Below are 25,776 nucleotides of genomic sequence, written 5' to 3' on the forward strand. Positions count from 1 at the left end.
GGCTCATGGCCCGGGCGCCGTTGGGCGCAGCGGCCTTGGGACCGCCCCGCAGTCAGGCCAGCGTTGCCAGGTCGGCGGCGTCGAAGCCTGGCAGCGGCTCGCCATTGCGAACCTTGTTGGCCCATGCAGCATCGGAAATCAGCACCCGGCCCACGGCGATCAGGTCGAACTCCTCGCGCTCCAGGCGCAGGTGCAGGTTGTCCAGCACCGCCGCGCCGGAGCCCTTGCCACCGAAGGCGGCGAAGAAGTCACCGTCGAGCCCGACCGAGCCGACGCTGATGGTCGCCGCACCGGTGAGCTTCTTCGCCCAGCCGGCGAAGTTCAGACCCTCGGCACCGTCCAGTTCCGGGAACTCCGGTTCCCAGAAGCGCCGCTGCGAACAGTGCAGGATGTCCACGCCGGCCTCGACCAGGGGCGCCAGCCATTCGCTCATCTGCTCGGGGGTAGTGGCCAGGCGCGCGGCGTAGTCCTGCTGCTTCCACTGGCTGACCCGCAGGATCAGCGGGAAGTCAGCCCCCACCGCCGCCCGTACCGCACGCACCGCCTCGGCGGCGAAGCGCGAGCGTTCGGCAATGGTGGCGCCACCAAAGGCATCGGTGCGGGTGTTGGTACCGGGCCAGAAGAACTGGTCGATCAGGTAGCCGTGGGCGCCGTGCAATTCCACGGTATCGAAGCCCAGGCGCTTGGCATCGGCCGCGGCCCTGGCAAAGGCGGCCACGGTGTCGGCGATGTCTTCCAGGCTCATTGCCACGCCGCGCGGATCATCCGGTGCCACCAGCCCGGACGGGCTTTCGACCGGTGCATCGGGTACCCACTCGCCGCGCGAACGGGTCGAGCCGGTGTGCCAGATCTGCGGGCCGATGCGCCCACCGGCCGCGTGCACCGCCTCGGCCACGCCGGCCCAGCCAGCCAGGGCCGCCTCGCCGTGGAAGAAGGGGATGCCCGGCATGTTGCGCGAGGCCGGGCGGTCGATCACCGTGCCCTCGGTGAGAATCAGCCCCACGCCGCCTTCGACGCGGCGTCGGTAGTACGCGGCATGCGCCTGGCCGGGAATGCCCTCCGGCGCCATGCTGCGGGTCATGGGCGCCATGACGATGCGGTTGGGGAGATCCAGGCTTTTCAGTTTGAAGGGGCTGAACAGAACGTCAGACATGGACACCTCGTCTCGGGTCGGATGGCCGCTGCGATCAGCGGCTTGCAATATGGGTAGGGCTGGACCGGGCGCGGCGCGCCGGCCGCCTCGACAGCGAAGCGCCGCCATATGCCCACGGCCATCACCAGCTTGCAAGATCCGCTGCAGCGCTGATACCTGCGCCATTCATGGCGCGAATACCGGCAGGGGCTGCCACTGGCCGTCAGGATTACGTTCATCATCTTTGCTCTCCCGTCTTTTTTGATTATGATCGACATCAATATGTGCAGATGTCATGGAGGTGAGCGTGAACCTGGAGGCGGCGATATGCGCGTGAGCAAGGCCCAGGCCCAGGCGAACCGGGCGCTGATCGTTGAAACGGCATCCCGGCTGTTCCGCGAACGCGGCTACGACGGCGTGGGCGTGGCTGACCTGATGGCGGCCGCCGGTTTCACCCACGGCGGCTTCTACAAGCACTTCGCTTCCAAGGCCGACCTGATGGCGGAGTCTGCCGCCTGCGGTATCGCGAAAAGCCTGGAGCACAGCCAGGATCTGAGTGCGCAGCAGTTCTTCGACCGCTACCTGACGCGCCAGCACCGCGATGCCCGGGATCTGGGCTGCACGCTTCCCGCCCTGGGCGGCGATGCGGCGCGCCAGCCGGAAGCCCTCAAGGCAGTCTTCGCCGACGCCATCGAGGCCCTGCTGACGGCGCTGGCGCGCCATGACCAGGAGACCGGCGAGCAGGGGCGGGCCCAGCTTGTCGGCCAGCTCGCCCAGGCGGTTGGCGCCATCGTGCTGTCACGGGCCTGCCCCAATGATTCGCCCCTGGCCGATGAAATCCTCAGCGCCTGCCGCTCGCACGGCACGCCCTGAAACGCCGTCAACCAATGTGCACCTGCCACGTACAGGGAGACCGCCATGACCCTTCACTACCTCGATGACCTTGCCCCCGGGCAGCGTTTCACCGGCGCCACCCGGGCGCGTGTCGACGAAGAGGCGATCAAGGCCTTTGCCCGTGAGTTCGATCCGCAACCCTTTCATCTCGATAACGAGGCAGCGCGCGATTCGCTGTTCGGCTCGCTGGCGGCCAGTGGTTGGCACACCGCGGCGCTGACCATGCGCCTGCTGGTAGACAGCGAGCCGAAGCTGGCCGGCGGCATCATCGGCGCCGGCTTCGATGAGTTGCGCTGGCCGCTGCCCGTGCGGCCCGGCGACGAGCTGCGGGTCGAACTCGAGGTGCTGGAGGTGCGGCCGTCCAGGAGCAAGCCTACCCAGGGCCTGGTCAAGCTGCGCACCACCACCCTGAATCAGCACGATCAGGCGGTGCAGATTTCCGTGGGTAACCTGGTGGTGCCACGGCGCCCCGCGCAGTAGATGCAACCGACCTAAGCCGCCTGGCGGCATGACGACAGTGGAGCAGACCATGAAATACGCAGCGTTCGGCACTACCGGCTTGCAGGTTTCCCAGGTGGCACTGGGCACGGGCAACTTCGGCACGGGGTGGGGCCATGGCGCCGACCCGGATACCAGCAAGAGCATGTTCGAGGCCTACGTCGAGGCCGGTGGCAACTTCATCGATACGGCGGACGTCTATCAGTTCGGCCAGTCCGAAACGCTGCTCGGCACCCTGCTGGCAGGGCGTCGCGAGGACTTCCTGCTCGCCAGCAAGTACACCAGCGGTGCAGTGCCGAACGCCAACCGCCTGGTGACCGGCAACAGTCGCAAGGCCATGGTCGCCTCCGTCGAAGCCAGCCTCAAGCGCCTGAAGACCGACCGCATCGATCTCTACTGGGTGCACCACCCCGATGGCGTGACGCCGGCCGAGGAACTGCTCCGCGGGCTCGATGACCTGGCCCGGGCCGGCAAGATCCTCTACGCCGGGCTGTCCAACTTCCCGGCCTGGCGCCTGGCCCATATCGCCACGCTGGCCGAGCTGACCCGGGCGCTGCCCATCGCCGCCGCGCAGTTCGAGCACAGCCTGGTACACCGCGATCCCGAGGCCGACCTGTTCCAGGCGTGCCGGGCGCTGGGGCTGGGCATGGTCACCTGGTCGCCGCTGGGCGGTGGCATGCTCACCGGCAAGTATCGCCAGGGCGAGAAGGGCCGCGCCGAAGGGCTGGGCGGGCGGGTATTCCAGGCCGAGAATTCGCCGCAGCGTACGCAGATCCTCGATACCGTGCTGGCGATCGCCGAGGAGCTGGGCGCCACACCGGGCCAGGTCGCCATCGCCTGGGCCGGCAGCCACGGCGCGGTGCCGATCATCGGGCCGCGTTCCCTGGCGCAGGCTACCGACAACCTCGGCGCGCTGGCGCTCGAGCTGTCGACCGAGCAGCTCGCGCGGCTCGACGCGGTGAGCGCCCTTGGCGAGGCCACGCCTGCGAGAACACCGCTGCCCGCCATGCCCGTGATCGCCTGATAGCGGCGCCGCGCCAAAACCCTCTCCACGCAGTATGATGGCGTATGGCTATGTCGCGTCGGGTGCCTGCCGCCCGGCATGACGCAGGGGGAGGGGGCATGGATTCGCTGAGCAAACCGCAACTCAAGGAACTGGTACGACGCGTCATCGTCGCCCAGGGCAATGCCTTCATCAAGGAGCTGTTGCGCGGCACCGGGGTCAAGATTGGCGCGACCAAGGAAGACTTCGCTGCCAACCTGGATGCCGCCATCGATGCCGATGAGCTGACCCAGGAAGAGCTCGAAGCCTGGCTGGCGGAAGTCGAAGGGTGGGGCGACCAGCATCTTTACCTGATCGAGCCGCCGCAGGTCGAAGCGGCCATGCTCGCAACCGGCATTGCAGGGGGCGTTCACGCCAGCGTGCTGAACGCCGGCGCCAGCCTGGACTTTCCAGCGGCACTCACGCTCAAGCACATCGCCCAGTCCGACGCCGGCCTGTCGATGGTCTGGCACCAGGGCAAGGCCGGCTGGAATCGCTTCAAGCCCAAGGATTTCACCCTCGAAGAAGGGCTGGAGCAGTACCGTTTCGACGCGTACCGGCAGCGCCTGGACCGCAGCGTGGTGCGCTTCGAATGGCGCTTCGCCGACCCTTATTGCCTGGTGCTGATTCACCGCAACCCGCAGATCGACCACAAGGCGGTCTTTCAGGACGTGCGCCTGACCCTGGTGGCGATTGGCTGCCCGGACGCCGCCCTGCAACCAATTCCCCTCGACCAGGCGGTAAAGGTCGCCGCGAGCAGGGGCAAGGGCGTGCACTCGACCCGCTTCGAGCTCGACGGTGGTTACGTGGAGATGGCCTCGACCCTCGCCGACGGCGGCATCGATGCGGTCGAGCCGGTGCGCGTGGTGCTGCAGGCGGTGGACACCGGGCAGTTCGACCGGGCCCAGGGCATGCTGCATTTCGCCGCCGAGGAACACGGTACCAGCCGGCGGATCGCCGTGCAGGTCCATGGTCGTGAAGGGCGGCTGCGCATCTGGGCGCAATGCAAGCGCGACGACGTGCTGCATATCGTCGAGCTGCTCTGGGCGTACAACAGCGCGCCATGAGTGCTGCCCGGTCAGACCGCTGGCAGGCGGAAGTCGAGCGCCGTCTGGGCCAGGGCGTCGAGCTGGAGTTCACCCTGGGGCAGTTCGCCCTGGCGGTCGGGGCTGCGCCTGGCGATGGCGCGCTGCACGCCTTTCTCGACGGCCTGGTCAGCGCCGCGGTTGCCCTGCGCAGCGACGCCTATCGGTGCCCCATGGCACCCTGTGCGCGTTTGCTGCCGGTTGGTACGGCCAATACGGTCTGCCCGTTCTGCCTGGCGGATTTCCAGCAGGAGGGCGTGGCGCCCGAGGTCGAGCCCGCCTACCGGCTGGTGGGCGAGAGCAGCCGCGATATCCGCTGGGTGATCGTCATCCACGGCATGAACAGCCGCGCCAAATGGCAGGAAGCGTTCAGCTGGGAAATCGCCAACCGGCTCAGCTATTCGGCCCCGGTACTGATCTACAAATACGGCTGGGCGACCATCGACGTCTTTGCCCGCTGGCTGCACGAGCGTCTCGCCCGACGCCTGGGCGAGCGCATGCGCATCGCCATCGAAGAAGCGCAAAAGAGCCGGCTACCCGACCGACCGGACATCATCGCCCACAGCTTCGGTACGCTGCTGCTGTCGCGGGTGCTGGAGAACCCGGCGTTCGCCGACCTGAAATTCGGTCGCATCATTACCGCGGCGAGCATCGTGCGCCCGGATTTCGACTGGGATCGGCTGATCGAACAGGGGCGCGTCGAGGCGGTGCTCAACCATGTCGGCGGCCGGGATCGCGCGGTGCCCTTGGCACAGTTCGCCATTCCCGGTGCCGGGCCGGGCGGCAAGGTGGGCTATCTGGCCGCCGCGACGCTCAACGTGCGCGCCGACCACTATGGCCACTCGGGTTTCTTCATTCCTGAAAACCTCGGCACGGCAATCTCGCGGCATGGCCTGTGGCAGGCTTTCCTGACCCGGCCCCTGGCCCATTTCCGCCCGGCGGGCGCCTTCGTGCCTGGGCCGCACTGGCGCCCGGCACCGCTGCCGCTGCGGTTGTGCACGCGGGCGCTGGCCTACGGCCTGTTCTGGGTGCTGGCGCCGTTCTCGTGGCTGCGGCGCCGGCTCGATCCCTGAACCAGGGGGCTGGCCAGGCGATTGCTCAGTTGCTCGGACGTTGCTTGGTCGAGTCCAGTTCTGCCTTGCTGGCCGTGGTGATCTCGGTGATCTGCGCCGATTTGGCAATGGCGTAGTCGAAGGTGTCCTGCATCCTGGCGATCGCTTCGGTGGGCGTGCCTTTCAATCCGCCGCTGGCGGCCCAGTCGAAGTTCCACACCCCGGACAGCTCATCGGCACCGGCCACGTCGTGGGTCTCGATGGCCGTGAATACGTCAGGGTGACGCTGCATGTATTTGGCCGCCTCGACCACATCGCTCGGCACCTTGCCCGAGGTGTCGTTGGCCAGCTGCGACACCTCCTGCTTGGTGATCGCCTGCTTGCCGTTCTGGCGCATGTAGTCGGCAATGGTCTTGCTGGATTTGGCGATGTCCAACTTGGTATCGAAAGCCGAAGTCGACGAGTTCGGAGTATTCGGGTTACCGCCGGTAGGTGAAACGGTCGTGGACATCGGCTCTGCTCCCTCAGTGGATGAACGGCGTGTGGCAGACGTTATCGTCCGCACCCTGGACGTTATCAGCAGGTAGGCGGCTAGAGCGCAGTGCCTTCACGACAATTCGCAACTATCCGAATATTTCACAGGCTTTCACAGCTGGCGGGACCAACGCAGCGCAGCACCCCTGGGCATCCTGCCCGGCGTGCTGCTTGCTTCGGGTGGCGTGCAAGGCCCTAGAGGCGGGGGGCACTCTTGATCGTCGACAGGGCGCGTTCGATGGCTTCGTGGGGCGTCGAGGGCATGGGTTGCTCGACGTAGTTGTACTTGCTGTTGTCCAGAACCAGCACCTGGGCCTTTTTCGCCAGTTTGTCGACGTCGTAGCCCAGGTCGATGCAGGCGCCCAGCATGGCCATTATGGCCTGTTCGAGCACTTTTTCACTCTGTGTAGCCATTTACGCACCTCGGTGATGGCCTGTTGCCGGCCGGCACTGGGCGCGGAGATTCCGCGCCCTACTGGTGTGTTATGACTGTGCCAGCGCGCCAAGGATTCAGCAGAAGTTGCGCGGTTGGACTGCCCAGCCGATGACTGACATGTGGCCTCCGGCTATTCCTGGCACCTCGCGGCAGCGAGAGCGATCGCACAGTGCCTGATGGGGCAGGGTGCTAAGATTGCCGCCGCCTTTCGCAGCACGCGCACCACGCGCCAGGCCAGGAAGGCCGAACATTCCCATCATGGACATGCATTGAGCAGACGATGAACAAATTAGCAGCAGTAGCAGTAGGGCTGGTGGCGGTTGGCGCACTCGGCACGGCCGGCGCCTGGTACACCGGCACCCAGTTGCCCGGCGTTCTCAACGACCTCATCGAGGAATCCAACCGGCAGGGCGCCGAGGCGCTGCTGGGCACCGGAGCCAGCGTCAAGCTGGAGCTGGTGTCGCTGGAGACCCGTTTGTTCACCAGCACCGCACGCTACAAGTTCAGCTTCGACGCGCCCTCGGAGGAGGGCCCGGCGCGGCACATGGAAGTGCTGCTGCTGGACAACATCGAGCACGGCCCGCTGCCGCTGTCGCGCCTGATGCGCCTGAACCTGTGGCCGGTCATGGTCGCCAGCAACTACCAGCTGGAACCCAACGAGCTGACCCGGAAGTGGTTTGATGCCGCCAAGGGCGCCGCGCCGCTCACCGGTGAGGCCAGCCTGGGTTACAGCGGTGCCAGCCGCGGTTCGCTGGTGCTGACGCCGCTGGATTTCGCACCGTCGCCAACCTCCACGGTCAAGTTCTCCGGCATGACGCTGGACTTCGAAGCCAGCAAGCACGCCAGGGACGTGCAGGTCAGCGGCACCATGGACAGCCTGTCGATCACCAGCACCGAGGACACGCCGATGCAGGCCGACCTGCATGGCCTGACCCTGAGCAGCGATCAGCGCCTGGGCAGCGCCGATTTCTACGTCGGTGACAGCAGCATCAAGCTGGCCACCGCGCAGATCAAGGTCGGCGACAAGCCCGCCGTGCTGATCAAGGACATCGCCCAGGTCGGCAGCCTGCAGGAAAGCGGCAGCATGCTCAACGGACAGATCGGCTATGACCTGGGCATGGTCAGCTACGACGGCAAGGACATCGGCGGCCTGCGCACCCTGTGGGCCATCAAGAACTTCGACAGCGCGGCGTTGCAGTCGCTGTTCAAGCTCTACCAGGACAAACTGACGCCCGTCCAGCAAGCCCAGGCCCTGGGTGAAGAGGCCCCGCAGCTCGACTTCTCCGCCGACGAGGAGGCACGCATGAAGGCCGACCTGGAGAAGCTGCTGGCTGGCAAACCCCAGCTGGCGCTGGACAACTTGACCCTCACCACGCCCCATGGCCAGGCCTCGCTGCGGGTGGTGGTGGACATGGACAAGCCCGAATCCTTCGAGCTGCCGCCTGACGAGCTGGCCCGCCAGCTGATCGGCAAGCTGGAGGCCAAGCTGGCGGTCGCCAAGGCGGTGATCGGCGATGGCGTGCGCATCCAGGCCATGGTCGAGGGCGTCACCGACGCCCAGGCCATCGAGCAGCAGGCGGCGATGATGACCGAGATGGGCAGCGGCATGGCGCTCGGCACCGGCCTGCTGACCCTGGAAGGCGAGACCCTGCAATCGACCCTGCACTACGCCGACAACAGGGTGACCTTCAACGGTCAGGACATGAGCGTCGAGGAGTTCGTCACGCTGGTGATGTCCAAGACCGGCGGCATGGGCGGTGGTCTGGGTGATGAGGCGTCGGCCTACGGCGACGATGCGACGCAAGACCTCGGTGGCTACGACGACGGCGCCGAGACGCAGGCGCCCGATCAGGCCGAGTGATCCCACTTGCGTGGGTGCAAGAAAGCCAGTCGAAGGACTGGCTTTCTTGTGGGTGAGGTTTGGACTTAGAAGCTGTACTTGGCGGTCAGCATCAGGTTGCGTGGGTTACCGTAGTTATCTCCGCCGTAGTTTACCGACTGGGATATTGAACTGTAGTACTTACGATCAAACACGTTGTTGGCATTAAGCTGCAGGTCAAGATTTTCAGTCATCTGATAGCCGGCCATGAGGTCAGTGATCGCATAGCTGCCTTGCTCGAGTCGATATTCTCCGCCGCTTGGCAGCGCTATGTCGTTATACATGCGGCTCTGCCACGACAGGCTGCCACCGACTCGCAGTTTTTCCAATTCGCCTTGGAAGCGATAGCTGGTGGTGAGCTTGAACAAGTGTTCAGGCGTATCGGTATCGAAGCGTTGGTTCTCGTTCTGAGGATTCGCAGCGTCCTTCATGGTGTGCACACGGGCGTAGGTATAGCCCGCGCCGACTTGCCAGTTTTCGGTCAATGCACCTTGCAGCTCCATGTCGATGCCCTGGCTCCGGACTTCACCAGAAGGGGCGTAGCATTGGTTGTTGGCTTGCGGGCAGTTGGGCACGAAGACCTGTACCGCGCGGTTTTCCTGGTCGATACGGAACAACGCTATGCTGGCGTTCAGGGCGCCGTCGAAGTACTCGCCCTTGATACCAATTTCATAGTTTTTACCGACGATGGGGCGCACAGGCGTTGCACTGGCGTCGAGTCTGGACTGAGGTGTGAAGATGTCGCTGTAGCTGACATAGACCGAGTGATGCTCGTCCAGATCGTAAATTAGGCCACCGTAGCGAGTGACGTTACGAGTGACCTTGTAGTCGCCAGCGCCATCACGATTGTCATAGTCGTACCAGTCAAGGCGGCCGCCGAGAATCAGCTTCAGCGGATCTGCCAGGCTCAGGCGGCTCGTGAGGTACACGCCATCCTGGGAGGTCACCGCACGGCGATGGCCGGTGTGGACGAAATCAGGCTCGGCGATATCCACCGGCTGCCCACCCAGGTTGTAAGGCGAGTAGTCGTGGGTGGTCATGTCGTAGATGCGCTTGCTGGCCCCGACTACCAGTTCATGAGTGCGGCCGAATGCCTGAAAGGGACCGCTCGCAAAGGCATCCACACCACCCTGATTTTCATCGTAGGTTGCATGGTAGATCGTCCTACGCTTTGCGTAGCCGACGTTCGCCATCTGTGTCAAGTACGAGCCTGAGAACAACCCATTCTGCTCGGCATAGTTGGCGTTCAGTTGCAGCGCCCAGTCATTGGCGAGGCGGTGACGGAGTTCGGCAAAGACCGCGTTGGTTTCCTGATCCTTGTTTTCCCAGTCAGTCCCTGGATTGTAGGAGCGCGGTAGATCGAGGTGGTGGCCATCCAAGCCGATCAGGGACGAGCCCCAGAATGAGTTCGTCTTGTCCTTCTGATGAGAGAAGCCGAAGGTCAAGGTAGTGTCTTCGCCAAAGTCTGCCTCGGTGACCGCATAGAACAGACCATGCTGCTCCTGCGCACGGTCCATAAAGCTGTTGGCGTCGCGGTACGAAGTGACTACGCGACCACGCAGGGTGCCGCTACTGTTAAGTGAACTGGATGCGTCGAGTTCGCCGCGATAGTCATCCCAGCTACCCGCTGCGCCGGTGAGGGTAACGCGCTGCTCGGCCAGCGGGCGCTTGCGCACCATATTGACCGCCGCCGAAGGGTTGCCTGCACCGGTGACCAGGCCAGTGGCACCGCGCACCACTTCCACCCGGTCGAACATCGCCAGGTTCGGCTGCACGCCGACGGCAACGCCGTTGTAGCCGCTGGGAATACCGTCATACATCAGGTTGTCGATTTCAAAACCGCGGGAGATGTAGGTCTGCCGACCGCGACCGCTAGCCGTGCTGAGGAACAGGCCGGGTGTCGCCTTAACCACGTCGTTGATGCTGGTCATGCCCATATCGTCCATGCGCTGGCGCGTGATCACGGTGACCGCCTGGGGCGTCTCGCGCATGGTCATGGGCAGCTTGGTGGCGGTGGACATGGCGCCGGTGGTGTAGGAACGCGAGCCTTCGGTGGTGCTGCCCAGCTGGGTATTGGTGATTTCGGTGGCGCCCAGCTCCATCACGCTGCCTGCTTCGCTGCTTTGTTGAGCCAGGGCCGGGGTCATGGTGGCCATGCAGATGGCCAGCGCCAGGTGATTACGGTGCGCGGCGAAGCAGCGAGGTGGGGTGAGACGCGACATGAGGGATCCCTGATAATCGAGTGGTAGGCGTTATGGTGGTGAGAATCGTTATTATTATAATCTCAAGAATGTCGCTGGATGACAAAGCGTGCTGCTTGAATTCGTCGACTCATCAAGGGCTTATCGATCGGAAAGCAGTGGGCGTCAGCCACCCGACGCCGTGCAACGAGGGCGTCCCATGATCTGCCAACCCACAGCTGGCGACTCGAGGCCTGTGCTGAGGCCCGCGCGGGTCATCGATCTTCCGGCGATCTACCGGGGCGAGCTGGGCTATATCCGCCAGTGGGAGCCGCAGCACGAGCACGCCTGGCAGGTGGCGGCCGAGCGGCACCTCGCGCAATGGGTCGAGAATTTCGAGCGGCTGACCCTGGCCTGGGTCGATGACCAGCTCGTCGGCTATTCGTTATGGGCCGATGAGCTGGGCAATGCGCAGTTGTGCGCCCTGCAGGTGAGCGAGGCGTATCGGTGCAGGGGGGCGGCCAGGTGCTGATCGCGCCCTATGTCGAGAGCGCCCGGCAGGCCGGCTTCGAGACGCTGAGCCTGCACGTGCGTAGCGATAACCCGGCCCGGCGGCTCTACGAGCGGGCCGGGTTCGCTGAAGTCGGGACCAATGCCCTCGGCTACCTGCGCTACGAACGGCAGGCCGCGGCCTAGCGGCCTGTCGGCGCTGGCGCCTGCGGCTTGAGCGGCCGGGTGCGTGGCAGCAGGGCAGTGGCCAGGCCCAGCAGCGGCAGGAAGGACACCAGGTGGTAGACCCAGACGATGCCGTGCACGTCGGCCAGCTCGCCCAGGCCGGCTGCGCCAATGCCGCCGATGCCGAACATCAGGCCGAACATCAGCCCCGACACCATGCCGACGCGCCCCGGCACCGCCTCCTGGGCATAGACCACCAGGGCGGCGAAGGCCGAAGACATCACCAGGCCGATCATGATCGCCAGCACCGCCGTTGCCGTGGCACCGACGTAGGGCAGGGCCAGGGCGAAGGGTGCCACGCCCATGAAGGAAATCCAGATCACCGCCTTGCGGCCGATGCGGTCGCCCACCGGGCCGCCCGCGAAGGTGCCGAATGCCACCGCGGCGAGAAAGATGAACAGGTAGATCTGGCTCTGCTGCACGCTCATGGCGAAGCGCTCGATCAGGTAGAAGGTAAAGAAGTTGGTGAACGCGGCGATGTACACGAACTTGGCGAACATCAGCACGCAGATCACCGCGATCGCCTGGATCACCTGGGTGCGGTTCAGGCCCACCGTCTGCTTGCTGGCCAGGTTCTTCAGCTTGGCCTGGCCATGATGGACGCTCCAGATGGTCAGGCGGCAGAGCACGAAGATCGCCAGGGCGGCGGCCAGCATGAACCAGGCGATGGCGTGCTGGCCGTAGGGGATGACGATGGCTGCCGCCAGCAGCGGGCCCAGGGCCGAGCCGGAGTTGCCGCCAACCTGGAAGGTCGATTGCGCGGTGCCGAAGCGCCCGCCCGAGGCCATCCGCGCGATGCGCGAGGCTTCCGGATGGAAGGTCGCCGAGCCCACACCGACCACCGCCGCCGACAGCAACAGCATCTCGTAGCTGCTGGCGAAGGCGAGCAGGGCAATGCCGATAAAGGTCATCAGCATGCCCGAGGGCAGCAGATAGGGCTTGGGGTGCTTGTCGGTGTACATGCCGATCCACGGCTGCAGCAGCGAGGCGGTGATCTGGTAGACCAGGCCGAGCCAGCCGATCTGCGCGAAGCTCAGCGCGAACTGGGTCTTGAGCATCGGGTAAACGGCGGGCATCACCGACTGGATCAGGTCGTTGAGCAGGTGCGAGAACGCGGCGGCGCCCACCACCGGCAACAGAAAGCCGTGGGCCTGGGGGGACTGAGCGAGGGTCGGGTCGGCAGGGAGGTCGGGTGTGCTGGTTTTCATACGCAAGGCTTCGTGTGGCTGCTGGGCCCGCCGGCACCAGGGTGCCAGCCCGGCCAGAGGGCGGGACGGGCCGCCAAGCTTACGGGCGCCGACGCCGCCTGTCTCGCCTGATTCGGCAACGGGTTAAACTTCCGCGCCGCCGCGCCGGTCGATTTTGGACATACCTCAATCGACGGCGAGGCCAATGCATAGCAGTCACACCACCCAGGCGAACCGTGAGCACCCGGGCTCCAGGCCTGGTGCCCGCGGATCGGTAACCGGATGAGCCGCCCTGACGCGGCAACCCTGACCACCCCGGACGGCCGCTACCTGATCGTCAGGGGCCGGCTGTGGCGGTTATCCAACCCCGAGCTGACCGAGCCGCAGCGCCAGGCGCTGGTCAATCAGCTAATGGACGCTCGGCGTCTGGTCAAGGCCGCCAAGGCGGCGGACGATGCCGCTTCGCTCAAGCAGGCGCGGGCCCAGGTGCAGGCCGCCAAGGTGGCGCTGGGTGAGCGTGGCCCGGTGTGGTGGCGCGATGGGGCGCCGGACTACAACCGCCATCTGGTCGGCAACAGCCCCTACGCCGACTGGTTCGATACCCTGCCGGTTGAAGGCGCTGGGCCGCAGGGTTCCGGAGCGTGAGCGAGGCGGTGTATACCGGGGCAGGGGGGCTGGGCGCCGCGCCCATCTGTGCGTACGCTGTGCGCGCCGGGCCCGATAGCGGATTGTCGACCGACGGTCGGGGCGGCAACCGGGAGCGATGCAATGGCGCGGCAGCGAACAGGGGTGACCAGAGGTGCATGATTCCGGCCGGCGACAGTTCGACCTGCCTGCGGGCGCCGGCAATCCCCGCGGGCTACTGATCGCCGCGGTGATTTTCGTCTGTGGCGTGCTGTTGCTGTCCACCGCCCTGCACGTGCGCTGGGACAAGTCCCAGGCCATGGCCAAGAACACCGAGGCCATGCAGACCCTGGCCGCTGCGCTGAACAGCCAGGCCGAATCGACCATTCGGGTCGCCGATACCCTGCTTACCGCACTGATCTCCATGTACCGCTCCGGCGGACACGGCGAGGCCAACATCCGCGAGCTCAATCAGGTGGCCCGAGCCCAGATACGCGAGCTGGGCGAGCTGGACGGCCTGTACATGTCCGACGCCGGGGGGCAGTACTTTCTGGCCACCAATGCCGAAGCCCATACGCTGAACAATGCCGATCGCCTGTACTTCCAGCACCACCGCCAGGGCTCGGGCAGCGCGCTGTACATCGGCCAGCCGATAAGGGGCAAGACCACCGGGCAATGGGTCATCACCTTTTCCAAGGGCATCTACGACGAGGACGGCAGTTTCCAGGGCGTTGCCCTGGCCACCCTCGGCGTCGAGCGGTTCCGCACGCTCTATCGCTCGCTGCCGCTTGGCGAGCAGGGCATCGTGGTGCTGGCCAAGCGCGACGGCACCATCCTCGCCCGCTCGCAGAGCGATGCGCAGACCTACCTGACCAATATTTCCCAGAGCCCGATGCTCCAGGCCATCAACGGCGGCACGCCCAGAGGCGCGGTGACGCTGACCGCCATCGTCGACGGCGTGCGGCGGGTCTATGGTTTCGACGCCAGCCTCAAGTACCCGATGCTGGTGGCGGTGGCCACGCCCGAGGAACAGGCGCTGGCCGCCTGGCGGCAACGCGCCTGGACGATGTGGAGTTTCGCCCTGGCCGCCGTGCTGGGCGTCGGCATCATGGGCCTGCTGGTGCTGCGAGCGCTGGGCCGGCAGTCGGCCATGGCGGTCGAGCTGCAGGCCGCCCACCAGTCCCTGGCTACGGCCAACAGCACCCTGAAAACCCTCGCCGCCGAAGACGGCCTTACCGGTCTGGCCAACCGACGCCATCTCGACGGCTACCTGGCCAGCGTGTTCCAGCGTGCCCGCAGCGATGGCACGCCACTGGCCTTCGCCCTGGTCGACGTGGATTTCTTCAAGGGCTACAACGATGCCTATGGGCACCAGCGCGGCGACCAGGCGCTGATCGAAGTCAGCAAGGCGATGCGCGCGCGGGTGCGCCGTGAGGGCGATCTGGTGGCCCGCTACGGCGGCGAGGAGATGGCCATCGTGCTGCCGGACGTGTCCGCCGAGCAGGCGCTGGGCATGGCCGAACAGGTGCGTGAGGCGGTGCAGCACCTGGGCATCGAGCATCGCCAGTCCGCCTACGATCAGGTCACCGTGAGCATCGGCGTGGTCACCGGTGTGCCAGGCGTGGACTTCGCCGACCCCGAGGCCATGGTGGCCGCCGCCGACCGTGCGCTCTACGCCGCCAAGGGCGGCGGTCGCAACCGCGTGGTGCTGGCCTCCCGGTAACATTCGGTCGCCAGGCAACCGGCCGTGATGCCTTGAACAGCGCAGCGCCGGGGTGGGTCAGATTGAGCACTTGTCGGCTGCGTTGGGTTCGAGGCGTATGAGAATTGCCTGTCTGGGATGGGGGTCGTTGATCTGGAAACCCGGCGTTCTGCCGGTCGAAGCCCGCTGGCGCCGCGATGGTCCGGACCTGCCCATCGACTTTGCCCGTGAGTCGGACGGCGGCGAGCTGGCCACCGTCATCTGCAGCACGGCGCCCGTCACCCGGGTGATGTGGTCGCTGATGCACGGCGACTCGATGGCCTGTGCACGTGAGCTGTTGCGCCAGCGCGAGAAGATCCCGTCTTCCCAGCCCTGGTCGGTAGGTAGCGTGGCCCAGGGCACGCTCGATCCCCAGCTGCCCCATGCCCGATCGATTGCCGCCTGGGCGCGCGCCCAGGGGCTCGACGGGGTGGTGTGGACAGCCCTGCCGCCGCGCTTTCAGGGCGAGAACGGGCGCATCCCGAGTATCGAAGAAGCGCTGCAGTATCTGCAGGCACTGCCCGAGCAACGCCGGCGCCACGCCGAGCGCTACGTATGCGACACGCCGAGGTTCGTCGCCACCGCGCTGCGCGAGACCCTGGAACGGCAGCTCGGCTGGGCACCCGGCCCTGGCGCCGCACCCCTGTTGCGAGCTCGGCAGGGGGCACCGCGGCCCGGCACCAGCCGGCGGCGATCGCCCGTCGCTGGCGCATAGACTTCCAGGCGCCTGGTGCTCCAGGCGCGTCAGGAGCGCGCCGGGCCGGCTTCGACCTGTTCGCGCAGCAGCTGCAGGTAGCGGCGAGCACCCAGGCCCAGCGGGCGGCTCTTGTACCAGATCACGTCCACCCACAGGCGGATCTGGCTGGCCATGTTGTCGAACTTCACCGCGGCCAGCACACCGGAGTCGATCATCGGCTGCACCAGCGGATGGGGCAGGTAGGCCCAGCCCATGCCGGCCTGCACCAGGTCGAGGGTGGCCATGTAGCTGTCGGTAAGCCACACCCGGTGGGACAGCACGATCTGCGGCTCCGAGGCCCTGGGGTCGTCACTGGCCACCACGATCTGCCGGGTGTCGGCCATCTGCCCGGCGTCCAGCCGCTTGCCTTCACTGTCGAACGGATAGCCCGGCGCCGCCACCGCGGTGAGCAGCTGGCTGCCGGCCTCGGCGAAGGCTTCGCGCTCGTCGATGCCCGGGCGCTCGAACATCAGCGCCACCTGCGCGCTGCCGTCATGAATCATGCGCACCGCATCGGTCTGCGCAGCCGAGCGGATCTCGATCTCCAGGGTCGGGAATTCCCGGGCCAGGGTAGTCAGCGGGCGGCTCCAGGCGCCGGTCTGCAGCTCCGGCGCCATGGCGATCACCAGGCGCCGTTCCAGGCCCTTGTGCAGTTGCAGCGCGTGGGCGTCGAGCAGGTTCAGCTGGCTGGCCACCTGCCGGGCCTGGGGCTCCAGGGCACGAGCCGCAGGGGTGGGCAGCGCCTTGCGGGTCGAGCGATCGAAGAGCGTCAGGTCGAGCTCCGCCTCCAGTTGCGACACCGCCATGTTCACCGCCGAGGGCACCCGGCCCAGGGCACGGGCGGCAGCGGAAAACGAACCCTGATCGATGACCGCCAGAAACACCCGCAGCGATTCGCTGGTAAACACCATGATTGTCAGTTTTCCTGATAACAGTTGTCTTTTTGTATCAGGTTCATGCGCCTAGCATCCACCTCCATCGAAACCCGGTTGGCGTGAGGTGGGTATGTTCAGGGTAATGGCAGGTCAGGTCGCGTTGGTCAGTGGGGCCGGCAGCGAGCGCGGCATCGGCATGGCCATTGCGCGTCGGCTCGGCGCGGCAGGCGTGAAACTGATCGTCACCGCCAGCAGTGCGCGCATCGCCGAGCGGGTGGCCGAATTGCGCGCCGCCGGTTTCGAAGCCGAAGGCCGCGCCGTCGACCTCACCGACGAAGCCCAAGTGCAGGCGTTCGCCGGCTGGGCCGAGGCCTGCTGGGGGCGCATCGACATCCTCGTCAACAACGCCGGCATGGCCATGCAGGGCAGCCCGGAGCCTTTCGTCGAAGTCGCCAAGATGAGCCTCGATGTCTGGAACCTGTCCATCTCGCGCAACCTGACCACTGCCTTCCTGCTCACCCGCGCCGTGTTGCCTGGCATGCAGCAGCGCGGCTATGGCCGCGTGGTGCACGTCAGCTCGGTGACCGGCACCCGTGTCGGCAACCCCGGTGAGGCCGGCTACAGCGCGGCCAAGGCCGGGATGGTCGGCCTCAACCTGTCGCTGGCGCTGGAAGTGGCCGGGCAGGGCATCACCGTCAACTCGGTGGCGCCGGGCTGGATCGCCACCGGCGCCAGCCAGCCGGAAGAGCAACGGGCCGCCGCCTACGTGCCGGTGGGTCGCGCCGGCCATCCCGAAGAAGTCGCCGCCGCGGTGGCCTTCCTGGCTTCGCCAGAGGCCAGCTACATCACCGGCGAGACGCTGGTGATCGACGGTGGCAATGCCCTGATCGAGAACAAGGCGCCCTGAGCGCCAACCCTCTTACTTTCCATCTTCTCGAGCGGCCCGCGGGCCGAGGAGCGAATCGATGCAACCCGTCGTTCTGATTACCGGTGCCCTGGGCGGCATCGGTCAGGCCATGTGCGAGCGTTTCAATGCGGGCGGCTGGGCGGTGTTCGGCACCGATCTGGACGCCGCCGCGCTGTCCGCCCAGCAGGCCGCAGGCAAGCTGGCCGGCGCCCATGCCGCCGACATCCGTAAACCCGGCGCCTGCCATGAGGTGGTCGCGGCGCTGCTGGCCACTACCGGCCGCCTGGACGCCCTGGTCAACTGCGCCGGCGTATGGCGCGAGGGGCCGGTCGAGTCGTTCAGCGAGGAGGACTTCGACCTCGTGCTGGACGTCAACCTCAAGGCCACCTTCTTCATGTGCTCGGCCAGCATCCCGGCGCTGCGCCACAGCAGGGGCGCCATCGTCAACCTCTCCAGCGACGCCGGCCGCCAGGGCAATCGCAATGCCGCCGCGTACTGCGCCAGCAAGGGTGCGGTAACCCTGATGACCAAGGCCCTGGCGCTGGACCTGGCACCCGATGGGGTGCGCTGCAACAGCCTGTCTCCGGGCGACGTGCAAACCCCGATGCTCAGGTTCCAGGCCGAGCGCTACGGCAACGGCGACCCGCAAGCCTATTACCAGGAGCTGCTGGCCAAGTACCCGCAAGGCGCGGCGGCGCGCTTTATCCAGCCCGGCGAAGTCGCCGACCTGGCGTTCTTTCTCTGCCAGAGCGGCGCGCGGTCGATCACCGGCGCCGACCTGGCCATCGACTGCGGTGTGTCGGCCGGCAACTGAGTGCGCCGACCCAATTGATAACAACAGGAGCCTCCCATGTCCCCGAGTGGCATCAACGATAAGGCCGTCGAAACCTTCGCTGCCCGTGAGCGCGAGCGTTTTCTGCAGCGCAACCCGAAATCCGTCGAGCTGGCCAAGCGTGCGCGCAAGTCGCTGTTCGGCGGCGTGCCGATGCACTGGATGAATGACTGGTCGATGCCCAGTTCGCTGTTCGTCAGCCGCGCCAAAGGCGCGCGCTTCCATGATGTCGACGGCCACGAGTACATCGACTTCTGCCTCGGCGACACCGGCAGCATGTTCGGCCATTCGCCCGAGCCTATCGCCCAGGCGCTCGCCGAGCAGGGCGCCAATGGCCTGACCACCATGCTGCCCGGCGAAGATGCGATCATCGCCGGTGAACTGCTCGCCGAGCGTTTCGGCCTGCCGTTCTGGCAGGTGGCGACCACCGCCACCGACGCCAACCGTTTCGTGATTCGCTGGGCCCGTGCCATCACCAACCGCAAGGTGCTGCTGGTGTTCGACGGCTGCTACCATGGCACCGTCGACGACGTGATGGTGCGCTGCAGGGAAGGCCGCACCGTGCACCGCGGCGGCCTGATCGGCCAGGCGCGCAACCTGGCCAAGACCAGCCGCGCCGTGCCGTTCAACGATGTCGCCGCACTGGAAGCGGCCCTCGCCCAGGGCGACGTGGCGGCGATTCTGTGCGAGCCGGCGATGACCAACATCGGCATGGTGCTGCCCGAGCCGGGCTTCATGGACAAGGTCCGCGAGCTGAGCAAGCAGTACGGCAGCCTGCTGATCATCGACGAAACCCACACCATCTCCACCGGCCCTGGCGGCTGCACCCGCGCCTGGAACCTCAAGCCGGATTTCATCACCCTTGGCAAACCGATCGCCGGCGGCGTGCCGTGCTCGGTGTACGGCTGCAGCCATGAAATGGCCCAGGCCATGCGCCTGGCCCAGCAGCATGCCAGCGAAACCAGCAGTGGCCATGGCCATAGCGGCATGGGCACCACGCTGTCGGCCAACGCCCTGGCCATGCGCTGCATGCGCGTGAACCTGGAGCAGGTGATGACGCCGGCCGCCTATGACCATATGCTGCCGCTGGCGGCACGCCTGGCTGCCGGCCTGCGCGGGCTGATCGGCAAGCATGGCCTGAGCTGGTCGGTGACCGAGCTGGGCGCGCGCTGCGAATTCCAGTTCTGCGCCACCTCGCCGCAAACCGGTGCCGAGGCCGAAGCGGCCTTCCACGACAGCCTGCAGATGGCCTTGCACCTGTACCTGATCAACCGTGGCATTCTCATCACGCCGTTCCACAACATGACCCTGTGCTGCCCGGACACCAGCGCCGCCGACGTCGACAGGCTGCTCGCCACCCTCGATGAGGGGCTGATCGAGCTGCTGGCGATCCCTGGTGCCCGCGGCTGAGCCTGATGTCGAGCGCCCGGCGCCCCTCGCTTTGCCACCAAGGCAGCGCGGATCGCGCCGGTGTTACCCGCAATCCTTTACGAGTACCGATCATGCAATTCGCCGACATCCAGGAAGCCCGCGACTTTCTCGTCGCCCATCCCGAAGTGCGCAGCATCGAGCTGATGCTGATCGATGCCAACGGCATTCCGCGGGGCAAGCTGCTGCACCGCGACGAGCTGCTGGCGATCTACCAGGACGGTCGCGCGCTGCCCAGCTCGATCCTGGCCCTGACCGTACAGGGCGAAGACGTCGAAGCCACCGGCCTGGTCTGGGAAGTGGCCGACGCCGACTGCTGGACCTACCCGCTGCCCGGCAGCCTGACCCTGCAGCCGTGGCGCAGCACGCCCACCGGGCAACTGCAGGTGAGCATGCACCCGACCCAGGGCCGGCCCGCCGCGCCGGCCGATCCGCGGCATACCCTGGTGCGGGTGATCGAGCGCCTCGAGGCAGACGGCTTCCACCCGGTGATGGCCGTGGAGCTGGAGTTCTACCTGCTCGACAAGCAGCGCGACGCCACTGGCCGCCCGCAACCGGCGCTGCAGATGAACGGCGTGCGCCCCGAGGCGCCCCAGGTGTATGGCGTGTACGAGCTGGAGCTAGTGCAGCCGTTCCTCGATGACCTTTACGCAGCCTGCGAGGTGCAGGGCCTGCCGGTACGCACGGCGATTTCCGAATACGCACCGGGCCAGCTGGAGCTGACCCTGGAGCACCGCTTCGATGCGTTGCAGGCCGTCGACGAGGGCATTCGCTACAAGCGCCTGGTCAAGGGCGTGGCCAACAGGCACGGGCTGCAGGCCTGTTTCATGGCCAAGCCGTTCGGCGACCGGGCCGGCAGCGGCATGCACCTGCACGTCAGCCTGGCCGACGCGCAGGGCAACAACCTGTATGCCAGTGAAGACCCCCAGGGCACGCCGCTGCTGCGCCACTCCATCGGCGGCATGATGGCCACGCTGCTCGAATCCCTGGCGATCTTCTGCCCCAACGCCAACTCGTTCCGCCGCTTCCAGGCCAACAGCTACGCGCCCCTGGCCAAGAGCTGGGGCGTGAACAACCGCACCGTGTCGTTCCGCGTACCGGGCGGCCCGGCCGTCAGCCGGCATATCGAGCACCGCATCTGCGGCGCCGATGCCAACCCGTACCTGGCGGCCGCGGCGATTCTCGCCGGCATCCACCACGGCATCCGCGAGCAGATCGACCCGGGCGCGGCCATCGTCGGCAACGGCTACGAGCAGGCCACCGAGTTCCTGCCCACCGACTGGCTCACCGCGCTGCGCGCCCTGGAAGGCTCGGCCTGGGCCCGCGAAGCGCTGGGCGAGGAGTTCCTCAAGGTGTTCCTGGCGATCAAGCAGACCGAGTACCGCCAGTTCATGGCCGAGGTCGGCGAGCAGGACTGGCGCTGGTACCTGAACCACGCCTGAGCCTTAGGCGTGTGGCCCGGACTGGAGCGGCAGCGTTAGAAGCTGGCAGGCAAGGGCAGGGCGGTGGTGGACTTGATGCGCTCCATGGCGAAGCTGGAGCTGACGTCGGCGATGCCGGGAATCTCGATCAGCCGCTTGTAAACGGCGTCGTAGCCCTCGATGTCCGGCACCACCACGCGCAGCAGGTAGTCGGTCACGCCGGCCAGCCGGTAGAAATCCACCACCTCGTCGATGGCCGCTACCTTGTGGTGGAACTGCTTGAGCCAGTCGGCGTTGTGCTGATTGGTGCGCACGAAGGCGAATACCGTGACCGGCACACCAACCTGGCGCGGCTCGAGCAGGGCCACCCGGGCGCGGATCACCTTGCTTTCCTCGAGCTTCTGGATACGCCGCCAGCAGGCGGTGTTGCTCAGGCCCACACGCTCGGCCAGTTCACCCAGCGCGAGGGTGCAGTCCTGCTGCAGAAGACCGAGGATGGCGTGGTCGAACTTGTCCATGGTGTGGCCCATTAAGATGATTGGGGAATAAGCAAAGCACGTAAGCGGATAATCATGGAAATATTTTCCATGAAAACGCTATTTGTCGGAAATTGGTTTCTTATTTGCGCGCGGCAAACCGGCAAATATCAAATTAATTTCCCGGCCGTTCTCTTAGCATATTCACTTTGATCCGCCGTTGCAGGCGGCCCCTCTGCTGATCCACAACGGCCGTTATCCCATGACTGAGCGCTACTTCGACTATGCCGCCACCACGCCCATCGACGATGACGTGATCCAGGACATGCTCGCCCACATGGGCCGCGATAGCACCTTCGGCAACCCCGCGTCGGCCTCCCACTCGTTCGGCCAGCGCGCCCGCCGTGCGGTTGAAAAGGCACGCCGGCAGGTCGCCGACCTGGTGGGCACCAGCGCCGACAACCTGGTGTGGACTTCCGGCGCCACCGAATCCAACAACCTGGCGCTCAAGGGCGTAGCCGCCGCGGCGCAGGGACGCCGGCATATCGTCACCAGCAGCCTGGAACACAAGGCGGTGCTGGATACCGCCCGGCAACTGGAGCTCGACGGCTTCGAGGTGACCTGGCTGCAACCGGATGCCGAGGGCCTGATCCAGCCCGAGGCCGTGGCGGCGGCGCTGCGGGACGACACCCTGCTGGTGTCGCTGATGCGGGTCAACAACGAGCTGGGCACCCTGACCGATATCGCCGCGATTGGCGAGCGGGTGCGTCAGCGTGGTGCGCTGTTTCATGTGGATGCCGCCCAGGCGACCGGCAAGGTGGCGATCGACCTGGCGGGCCTGGCCGTGGATTTGATGTCGTTCTCGGCGCACAAGACCTACGGCCCCAAGGGCATCGGCGCGCTGTATGTGGGTGAACGGGCACGGCCGCTGATCCAGGCGCAGATTCATGGCGGCGGCCATGAGCAGGGGCTGCGCTCCGGCACCCTGGCCACCCACCAGATCGTCGGCATGGGCAGCGCGTTCGCACGGGCCGGCGCGCTGATGGAGGAGGAAAACCGGCGCATCACCGGACTCGCGGCGCAGCTTCGCGAAGGCCTGCTGAGCCTGCCGGGCGTGCGCCTCAATGGTTGTGCCAGGCAGCGGGTGCCGCACACGCTCAACCTGTGCATCGACCACCCCTGGTTCAACGTCGAGAGCCTCAGCGGCAGCCTGGCGTTCTCCTCCACCTCGGCGTGCAATTCGGCCAGCAGCGCACCGTCGCACGTGCTGCTGGCGCTGGGGCTGGATGCTACCCAGGCGTATCGCAGCATTCGTCTGAGCCTGGGGCGCTACACCACGCTCGAGGATGTCGAGGCTGCCACGGATGCGGTTCGGCAGTGCCTGCCACAGTGATGTGTTGAGCAACGCTTAACGCTGTTCATGTGCTGTTCGAGCAGCGTATCCAGCCACCATGCTGTGACGGCAGCGCGCCGAGTATCCCCCCAGAAAGCCTGGCAGACATATGTCCGTCAGGTGCATAGCGTTCACAGTACCCCGATCGCTCACGCCTAAAAACACGACCACCAGGCGCCGCTTCGAGGTTTCCCTGGGGGTACTGAGGGCGTGATCAAACAGCGCCTCAGGCCTCGCACTGTGAGGCTCCTGGCCGTTTTTTATATACGCTAAAGTTTTCTTGAGAAGCTCAGTCTATACCGCTCGTTTATATATTTAGCGGAATTAATTCGTTCGGAATCGACGCCTTCTAGGCTAGGTTAGCGGCTATCCGTAGGCACCACAGGCCAGTTCTGTGAGCTGCTCACAGCTACCTTATAGGCCGCCGAATGTCGTTATCCATTGCCTCCACCTCCCAGCCAGCCGACAGCACCAGTCAGGGTGATTCGGCTTACGCTCGCATTCGTCGTGACATCCTCTCCTGCCGTCTGATGCCGGGTGCATTGATGACCGAGCCAGGGTTGATGGAGGCCTATGGCATCGGCAAGAGCAGTTGCCGCATCGCCCTCACTCGTCTCGCTCACGAAGGCTTTATCCAGTCGTTGCCGCGCAAGGGCTATCAGGTGGCGCCGGTCACCGTGAAGGATGTCGAGGAGGTGTTCACCTTGCGTGTGCAGCTCGAGCCACTGGCCGCTCGCCTGGCGGTCGGGCGCGTGGATATCGAGCGCCTGCGGGTGCTGGAAGCGGCCTGCCGGGTACGCCATCCGGTGCCGCTGCCTGATCAGATCGATGTGTTCATGGACGCCAACAAGGCATTCCACCTGGAGATCGCCAGGGCTGCCGGCAATGAGCGCCTGTTGCGCACCCTGTCCGGGCTGATGGACGAGATGACTCGCCTGGTGGCGCTGGGCTTCAACGTCCAGGGCACCAAACCGGAAATCAAGCATGATCACAACGCGATGATCGCCGCATTCGAAGACGGCGATGGCAAGCGCGCCGAACTGATTGCCCGCCGGCATATCGAGACCTTTCAGGCCATGACGCTGGAAAAGGTCTATGCCAGTCTCAGCGAAGCCGGCGCGTCGCTGCCACTGTTGGCCGCGAGATTGGCCCGATGAACGCGGCGCTGCAGCAGCACCTTGCGACAGCGGCGATCAGCCTGCATAGAGTCGGCAAGCGCTTCGAAGCACTGGAGGTGCTGCGTGATATTTCCTTCGACGTCGGGCAGGGTGAAATAGTCGCGCTGCTGGGCACGTCGGGGTGCGGCAAAAGCACCTTGCTAAACATCGTATCCGGTCTGTTGGCTCAGGATCAGGGGCAACTTCGCCTCTTTGGTGAAGCCACGGCGGCGTTCAGTGACTGGCGCCGCATCGCCTACCTGTTCCAGGAGGACCGCCTGCTGCCCTGGCGCAGCGTGCAGGCCAATGTCGCCTTTGGGCTGGAGGGTACCGGCATCGCCAAGGCGGAACGTGACCAGCGGGTTGCCGAGGTGTTACGCCTGGTGGGCCTGGAGGCCTTCGCGAAAGCCTGGCCACATCAGTTGTCCGGCGGCATGCGCAGCCGCGTGGCCCTGGCGCGCAGCCTGGTGGTCAAGCCCCAGGTGTTGCTGATGGACGAGCCGTTTTCCAAGCTCGATCCGCAGACCCGCAGTCAGATGCACGATGAGCTGCTGTGCCTGCAGGCCCTCACCGGGATGACGGTGCTGTTCGTCACCCATGATGTGGAGGAGGCCGTGGTCCTGGCTGACCGAGTGGTGGTGCTGGAGCCGCGCCCCGGGCGCATTCGCGCGATTCACTCGATGGCCTTGCCACGCCCGCGGGTGCCCACCGAGCCTGCCGTCAGCGAGCAGGTGCGCCGCCTGCGCCTGGAGGTCTGATGTGGATACCGCCAAGCGATTTTCCAGCCTCGCCCTGCAACGCTTCGCCCTGATCGCCGTGGTCGGTCTGCTCTGGTGGTACGCCGCGAGCCGCCTGCCATCGTTCGTCTTGCCCGGGCCGGAGAGGGTCTTCGCCGCGCTCGGCAGTCTGCTGCACAGCGACACCTTCTGGCGTGACCTGAGCGCCACCCTCGGGCGCGTGTTCAGCGGCTTCGCCCTGGCCACGCTGGTGGGCACGCCCTTGGGGCTGGCACTGGGTAGCAGCCCGGCGCTGGCACGCTTCTTCGAACCGGTGCTGTCGGTGTTCAACACCGTTTCGTCGGCGATCTGGGCGATCTTCGCGATCATCTGGTTCGGCATTTCCGATGCCACCACGGTGTTCGTGGTGTTCATGACCGCCATGCCGCTGATCCTCACCAATGTCTGGCAGGGCGCGAAGACGGTGGAGCGGCAATACGTGGAGCTGGCGCGCTCGTTTCGCCTGTCGCGGTTGCAGATCCTGCTGAAGATCTCCCTGCCGAGCATTCTGCCGTACTTCTTTTCCGGCGCACGCCTGGCGTTCGGCTTTGGCTGGCGGGTATCGCTGGTGGCCGAGACCCTCGGCGCCTCCGATGGCATCGGTTATCGGCTGCGCCAGGCCGCGGATCTGGTGCAGAGCGATCAGGTATTCGCCTGGACCGTGCTGCTGGTCGCCCTGATGTTGTCGCTCGAGGCGGGTGTGCTCAAGCCCCTCGAGCGTCGGCTGTTCCGTTGGAAAACCCCCTAGTTCTATCA

The 25,776-nt window shown here is 66.0% G+C and carries 26 protein-coding genes; 19 read left to right on the plus strand and 7 right to left on the minus strand.

All coding sequences use genetic code 11. From position 1 onward, the window contains the following. Positions 1 to 52 precede the first annotated feature (52 nt). Complete coding sequence (locus tag K8U54_RS16975; RefSeq protein WP_249906912.1) at positions 53 to 1,153, minus strand: NADH:flavin oxidoreductase; 1,101 nt, start codon at positions 1,151 to 1,153, stop codon at positions 53 to 55. Positions 1,154 to 1,459: 306 nt separating this feature from the next. On the opposite strand from K8U54_RS16975, the gene K8U54_RS16980 reads away from it, so the two are divergent. The 5 genes from K8U54_RS16980 (at position 1,460) to K8U54_RS17000 (ending at position 5,724) form a co-directional block, all read left to right on the plus strand. Further along, positions 1,460 to 2,005 carry a TetR/AcrR family transcriptional regulator gene (locus K8U54_RS16980; RefSeq protein ID WP_249906913.1) on the plus strand — a complete coding sequence of 182 codons (546 nt, stop codon included), beginning with the start codon at positions 1,460 to 1,462 and terminating at the stop codon, positions 2,003 to 2,005. Positions 2,006 to 2,050: 45 nt separating this feature from the next. Beyond that, positions 2,051 to 2,506, plus strand: a complete 456-nt coding sequence (locus tag K8U54_RS16985; protein WP_249906914.1) for a MaoC family dehydratase — start codon at positions 2,051 to 2,053, stop codon at positions 2,504 to 2,506. Positions 2,507 to 2,555: 49 nt separating this feature from the next. Further along, a complete protein-coding gene (locus tag K8U54_RS16990) occupies positions 2,556 to 3,548 on the plus strand; it encodes an aldo/keto reductase (RefSeq protein WP_249906915.1) in 993 nt (330 codons plus the stop codon). A 98-nt stretch (positions 3,549 to 3,646) separates the two neighbouring features. Continuing rightward, positions 3,647 to 4,633: a hypothetical protein gene (locus K8U54_RS16995; protein WP_249906916.1), complete on the plus strand. Its 987-nt coding sequence runs from the start codon at positions 3,647 to 3,649 to the stop codon at positions 4,631 to 4,633. Further along, complete coding sequence (locus K8U54_RS17000; RefSeq protein WP_249906917.1) at positions 4,630 to 5,724, plus strand: hypothetical protein; 1,095 nt, start codon at positions 4,630 to 4,632, stop codon at positions 5,722 to 5,724. Before K8U54_RS16995 ends, K8U54_RS17000 begins: the two co-directional genes overlap by 4 nt. A gap of 25 nt (positions 5,725 to 5,749) precedes the next feature. Here the strand turns inward: K8U54_RS17000 and K8U54_RS17005 are convergent, their stop codons facing one another. Together K8U54_RS17005 and K8U54_RS17010 are read right to left on the minus strand one after the other, a co-directional pair. Next, complete coding sequence (locus tag K8U54_RS17005) at positions 5,750 to 6,214, minus strand: hypothetical protein (RefSeq protein WP_249906918.1); 465 nt, start codon at positions 6,212 to 6,214, stop codon at positions 5,750 to 5,752. Between the two features lie 218 nt (positions 6,215 to 6,432). Beyond that, entirely contained in the window at positions 6,433 to 6,651 is a 219-nt protein-coding gene (locus K8U54_RS17010) for a hypothetical protein (protein WP_249906919.1), read from the minus strand. A gap of 302 nt (positions 6,652 to 6,953) precedes the next feature. Between K8U54_RS17010 and K8U54_RS17015 the strand changes: the two genes are divergently transcribed. Then, positions 6,954 to 8,534, plus strand: coding sequence for a YdgA family protein (locus K8U54_RS17015; protein WP_249906920.1), 1,581 nt, complete (start codon positions 6,954 to 6,956; stop codon positions 8,532 to 8,534). A gap of 65 nt (positions 8,535 to 8,599) precedes the next feature. Here K8U54_RS17015 and K8U54_RS17020 read toward each other — a convergent pair whose 3' ends face one another. Then, positions 8,600 to 10,774 (minus strand): TonB-dependent siderophore receptor, encoded by a 2,175-nt coding sequence (locus tag K8U54_RS17020; protein WP_249906921.1) that lies wholly within the window; start codon positions 10,772 to 10,774, stop codon positions 8,600 to 8,602. Positions 10,775 to 10,952: 178 nt separating this feature from the next. On the opposite strand from K8U54_RS17020, the gene K8U54_RS17025 reads away from it, so the two are divergent. Further along, positions 10,953 to 11,264, plus strand: a complete 312-nt coding sequence (locus tag K8U54_RS17025; protein ID WP_249906922.1) for a hypothetical protein — start codon at positions 10,953 to 10,955, stop codon at positions 11,262 to 11,264. Beyond that, positions 11,258 to 11,428: a GNAT family N-acetyltransferase gene (locus K8U54_RS17030; protein ID WP_249906923.1), complete on the plus strand. Its 171-nt coding sequence runs from the start codon at positions 11,258 to 11,260 to the stop codon at positions 11,426 to 11,428. Before K8U54_RS17025 ends, K8U54_RS17030 begins: the two co-directional genes overlap by 7 nt. Here the strand turns inward: K8U54_RS17030 and K8U54_RS17035 are convergent. After that, a complete protein-coding gene (locus K8U54_RS17035) occupies positions 11,425 to 12,675 on the minus strand; it encodes an MFS transporter (RefSeq protein ID WP_249906924.1) in 1,251 nt (416 codons plus the stop codon). The two genes, K8U54_RS17030 and K8U54_RS17035, sit on opposite strands and share 4 nt — an antisense overlap. A gap of 261 nt (positions 12,676 to 12,936) precedes the next feature. Between K8U54_RS17035 and K8U54_RS17040 the strand changes: the two genes are divergently transcribed. The 3 genes from K8U54_RS17040 (at position 12,937) to K8U54_RS17050 (ending at position 15,734) form a co-directional block, all read left to right on the plus strand. Further along, positions 12,937 to 13,299 (plus strand): hypothetical protein, encoded by a 363-nt coding sequence (locus K8U54_RS17040; protein WP_249906925.1) that lies wholly within the window; start codon positions 12,937 to 12,939, stop codon positions 13,297 to 13,299. A gap of 154 nt (positions 13,300 to 13,453) precedes the next feature. After that, positions 13,454 to 15,001 carry a GGDEF domain-containing protein gene (locus K8U54_RS17045; RefSeq protein WP_249906926.1) on the plus strand — a complete coding sequence of 516 codons (1,548 nt, stop codon included), beginning with the start codon at positions 13,454 to 13,456 and terminating at the stop codon, positions 14,999 to 15,001. Positions 15,002 to 15,128: 127 nt separating this feature from the next. Next, positions 15,129 to 15,734 (plus strand): hypothetical protein, encoded by a 606-nt coding sequence (locus tag K8U54_RS17050; RefSeq protein ID WP_249906927.1) that lies wholly within the window; start codon positions 15,129 to 15,131, stop codon positions 15,732 to 15,734. Between the two features lie 29 nt (positions 15,735 to 15,763). Here the strand turns inward: K8U54_RS17050 and K8U54_RS17055 are convergent, their stop codons facing one another. Continuing rightward, a complete protein-coding gene (locus tag K8U54_RS17055) occupies positions 15,764 to 16,666 on the minus strand; it encodes a LysR family transcriptional regulator (protein WP_249906928.1) in 903 nt (300 codons plus the stop codon). A gap of 94 nt (positions 16,667 to 16,760) precedes the next feature. Here K8U54_RS17055 and K8U54_RS17060 point away from each other — a divergent pair, with 94 nt between their 5' ends. The 4 genes from K8U54_RS17060 (at position 16,761) to K8U54_RS17075 (ending at position 21,239) form a co-directional block, all read left to right on the plus strand. Continuing rightward, positions 16,761 to 17,537: an SDR family NAD(P)-dependent oxidoreductase gene (locus tag K8U54_RS17060; RefSeq protein WP_249906929.1), complete on the plus strand. Its 777-nt coding sequence runs from the start codon at positions 16,761 to 16,763 to the stop codon at positions 17,535 to 17,537. 58 nt (positions 17,538 to 17,595) lie between these two features. After that, a complete protein-coding gene (locus K8U54_RS17065) occupies positions 17,596 to 18,351 on the plus strand; it encodes an SDR family NAD(P)-dependent oxidoreductase (RefSeq protein WP_249906930.1) in 756 nt (251 codons plus the stop codon). A 36-nt stretch (positions 18,352 to 18,387) separates the two neighbouring features. After that, complete coding sequence (locus tag K8U54_RS17070) at positions 18,388 to 19,779, plus strand: aspartate aminotransferase family protein (protein ID WP_249906931.1); 1,392 nt, start codon at positions 18,388 to 18,390, stop codon at positions 19,777 to 19,779. A gap of 92 nt (positions 19,780 to 19,871) precedes the next feature. Further along, a complete protein-coding gene (locus K8U54_RS17075) occupies positions 19,872 to 21,239 on the plus strand; it encodes a glutamine synthetase family protein (protein ID WP_249906932.1) in 1,368 nt (455 codons plus the stop codon). Between the two features lie 35 nt (positions 21,240 to 21,274). On the opposite strand, the gene K8U54_RS17080 is transcribed toward K8U54_RS17075, so the two are convergent. Next, positions 21,275 to 21,736, minus strand: a complete 462-nt coding sequence (locus K8U54_RS17080; RefSeq protein WP_249906933.1) for an Lrp/AsnC family transcriptional regulator — start codon at positions 21,734 to 21,736, stop codon at positions 21,275 to 21,277. A gap of 220 nt (positions 21,737 to 21,956) precedes the next feature. Between K8U54_RS17080 and K8U54_RS17085 the strand changes: the two genes are divergently transcribed. The 4 genes from K8U54_RS17085 to K8U54_RS17100 all read left to right on the plus strand — a co-directional run bounded on the left by K8U54_RS17085 (position 21,957) and on the right by K8U54_RS17100 (position 25,768). Beyond that, entirely contained in the window at positions 21,957 to 23,087 is a 1,131-nt protein-coding gene (locus K8U54_RS17085) for a cysteine desulfurase family protein (RefSeq protein ID WP_249906934.1), read from the plus strand. 428 nt (positions 23,088 to 23,515) lie between these two features. Beyond that, positions 23,516 to 24,244, plus strand: a complete 729-nt coding sequence (locus tag K8U54_RS17090) for a GntR family transcriptional regulator (RefSeq protein WP_249906935.1) — start codon at positions 23,516 to 23,518, stop codon at positions 24,242 to 24,244. Next, the gene (locus K8U54_RS17095; protein WP_249906936.1) at positions 24,241 to 25,002 is read left to right on the plus strand and encodes an ABC transporter ATP-binding protein; all 762 of its coding nucleotides are present in this window, start codon (positions 24,241 to 24,243) and stop codon (positions 25,000 to 25,002) included. The genes K8U54_RS17090 and K8U54_RS17095 overlap by 4 nt, the downstream gene beginning before the upstream one ends. A 1-nt stretch (position 25,003) precedes the next feature. Beyond that, positions 25,004 to 25,768, plus strand: coding sequence for an ABC transporter permease (locus K8U54_RS17100; RefSeq protein ID WP_249906937.1), 765 nt, complete (start codon positions 25,004 to 25,006; stop codon positions 25,766 to 25,768). Positions 25,769 to 25,776: the final 8 nt, after the last annotated feature.

The organism is Pseudomonas fulva, from assembly GCF_023517795.1.
Lineage (GTDB): Bacteria > Pseudomonadota > Gammaproteobacteria > Pseudomonadales > Pseudomonadaceae > Aquipseudomonas > Aquipseudomonas fulva_D.